Origin of the sequence: Wenyingzhuangia aestuarii, from assembly GCF_011927765.1 — a bacterium.
Taxonomy (GTDB): Bacteria; Bacteroidota; Bacteroidia; order Flavobacteriales; family Flavobacteriaceae; genus Wenyingzhuangia; species Wenyingzhuangia aestuarii.
Genome location: NZ_JAATJG010000034.1, coordinates 1 through 3039, shown reverse-complemented (window position 1 = coordinate 3039; position 3039 = coordinate 1). Strand labels below are relative to the sequence as shown.

2 protein-coding genes are annotated in these 3039 nt (G+C 29.4%); both read left to right on the top strand.

Features of this window, described 5'->3' with window-relative positions; all coding sequences use genetic code 11:
• Nucleotides 1–871 precede the first annotated feature (871 nt).
• Nucleotides 872–1462: a TetR/AcrR family transcriptional regulator gene (locus tag GGR97_RS15150; protein WP_167899370.1), complete on the top strand. Its 591-nt coding sequence runs from the start codon at nucleotides 872–874 to the stop codon at nucleotides 1460–1462.
• 45 nt (nucleotides 1463–1507) lie between these two features.
• The gene (gene fabF / locus GGR97_RS15145; protein WP_317165760.1) at nucleotides 1508–2761 is read left to right on the top strand and encodes a beta-ketoacyl-ACP synthase II; all 1254 of its coding nucleotides are present in this window, start codon (nucleotides 1508–1510) and stop codon (nucleotides 2759–2761) included.
• Nucleotides 2762–3039: the final 278 nt, after the last annotated feature.

Below are 3039 nucleotides of genomic sequence, written 5' to 3'. Positions count from 1 at the left end.
AGCAGTTAACACCGACTAAACTTCATGCGGGTTTTGTGCCAACTTCGAAGTTTTGTGCATATTTATTAAGTCCGCCAAATCTGGCCGATTTCCAATCCCGTACTAATCTTAGCCAAAACCGTTACCTAACATTGAATGCATGTAAAATTCTGAAATAGATTGCCTAAATTTTAAATACTTTTGACCTAACAATTGAGAAAACACAAAGAATGAATCCTAAAACTGCTATTAAAATAATGTTATGGATGCTTTTCGCAATAATACTTTTTCATTTAAGTATTATTCTAAAAATAGTTCCATATGAAATAACTTGGGGAGGGAGACTGAAAAATGACTCTAAGATGTATGTTTTTGAAACTATTTCGATATTAATAAATTGTTTTTTATGTTTCATCCTTTTTGTAAAAGGGAAATTTATAAGAGAATTTTTGTCAATGAAAATTGTCAATATTAGTTTATGGATATTCGTTATCATATTTGGATTGAATACTGTTGGGAATATTTTAGCAAAAACCAATTTTGAGAAGTTTTTCTCTCTATTGACATTAACTTTTACTATTCTAATTTGGATAATTCTACATAATGATAAAAAACAAACACACAAGAAGGGCTATAATTAATTTAGAGAACTAGTAAACAACGGCTTTCCAGCAAGTATTTAAAACAGAAACAACTTTTGTTTTACGGGATGCTTAACATAAAAAACGTTATTCTAAATAGAAATACGTAGTTTTATAAAAAAAGATGGAACGGAAGCATACCATACAAAAGGTATGGTTATTCGGAAGTTAGCCAACATATAAAAAAACACCAAATTAAAATCAAATATAATTAATTTGCATATTAATATACCGTAAGGTATATTTGTATTATGATACGTTCCGAAAAAACAAGAAAATTAATAATAGAAAAGACAGCTTCCATATTTAATAAAAAAGGATATACAGGGACTTATTTATCAGATTTGACCAATGCTACAGGATTGACAAAAGGGAGTATTTATGGAAACTTTAAGGATAAAAACGAAGTTGCTGTTGAAGCATTTAAATATAATTTTAAATTTCAATCAGAACAAATAGCAGAAAAAATTAATCAAGAAAATAAATCAATAGATAAACTATTGGTTTTCTTAAATCATTATAGAACAGCTTTTAGACCTATTTTCAACAATGGTGGCTGTGCAATTCTAAATACAGCTGTAGATTCAGATGATGGAAACGATCTTTTGAAAAATGAAGTAATAAAAACTATTAATAGTTGGCATCAAAGAATTGTTGGAATACTAAAAGACGGTATAAAACAAAATGAAATAAAAAATATTGAAATAGATACATTTTCATTCCGAATGATAGCGTTGGTTGAAGGTAGTATTATGTTAGCAAAAACCCTTAATAAACCTGAAATCCTATTGAATAATATAGATTTCTTAGAATCAGAAATAAATCAAATAAAAAAGGATTAAAAAAATTTAAAAACACATATACCTTACGGTATATTTATAATAATTATACAAATGAAAAGAGTAGTTATAACAGGATTAGGAGCAATTACTCCTATTGGAAAAAACACAAAAGAATATTGGAAAAATCTTTTGAATGGTGTATCAGGAGCAAATAAAATAACAAGATTTGATGCTTCTAAATTCAAAACACAATTCGCTTGCGAAATAAAAGATTATAATCCATTAGATTATTTTGATCGTAAGGAAGCTAGAAAACTTGACAGATTTAGTCAATATGGTTTAATAGCGACAGAAGAAGCAATTAAAGATGCAAAATTAGATTTCTCAAAACTAGATACTAATAGAATTGGTGTCATATTTTCGAGTGGAATTGGAGGATTTGAAACATTTGAAAAAGAAGTTATTGATTATACAAAGAATAATTTTAATCCAAGATTCAATCCATTTTTTATCACTAAGATAATTTCCAATGGTCTATCTGGCCTTATTTCTATTAATCACGGACTACATGGAATAAATTATTGCCCAGTTACGGCTTGTGCTTCTTCAACACAAAGTATTATTCAAGCTTTTAACTATATTCGTTTAGGAAAAGCAGACATCATTGTTTCTGGAGGCTCGGAAGCACCTATTACTGAAACTTCTATTGGAGGTTTTAATGCAATGAAAGCAATGTCTACAAATAATGAAAATTATAGTTCTGCCTCAAGACCATTTGATACAAATAGAGATGGTTTTGTTGTTGGTGAAGGAGCTGGAGCTTTAATTATAGAAAGTTTGGAATCAGCAATAAAAAGAGATGCAAAAATTTATGCGGAAATTGTCGGTGGTGGAGAAAGTTCCGATGCATATCATATAACGGGTACGCATCCAGAAGGACTTGGGGCATATTTAGCCATGAAAAGTGGAATACAAGAAGCAAATATTAAACCTGAAAAAATTGATTATCTAAATGCACACGCAACTTCAACTGGATTAGGTGATTTATCAGAAATTAAAGCAATTGAAAAACTCTTTGCTTCAAGTCTTGACAAATTACAAATTAGTGCATCAAAGTCAATGACTGGACATTTATTGGGTGGAACGGGTGCAATAGAAGCAATTTCAACTTGTCTATCAGTAAACACAGACTTTATTCCACCAACAATAAATACAAACAAAGTAGATGAAAACATTCCTAAAGAACTAAATTTATCACTAAATGAAAAGTCATCAAAAGTCATTAATTATGCTTTGAGTAATAGTTTTGGTTTCGGAGGACATTGTGCAGCATTGATATTAAAAAAATACGTTGGCTAACACCGGCTAAAATTAATACGGGTTTTGGTGCTTCCTCAAAGTTTTGTGTATATTTACTAAATCGCCAAATCCTTTTTGATTTGGTTTTGTATAAGAAAAATAAAACCAAAAAAAAGGCTTCGGCTTAGTACGTGTTCGAAAAGGCTCTGCTCCTTTTCTTCCCGTACTAATCCTAGCCAAAACCGTTAATTGCAAGCGAATAAAAAAACATTAAAAATTAGAAAATCATTTAAATAATGTAAATTTGTATCTAAAGCTGATAATTATGATACAAAAAC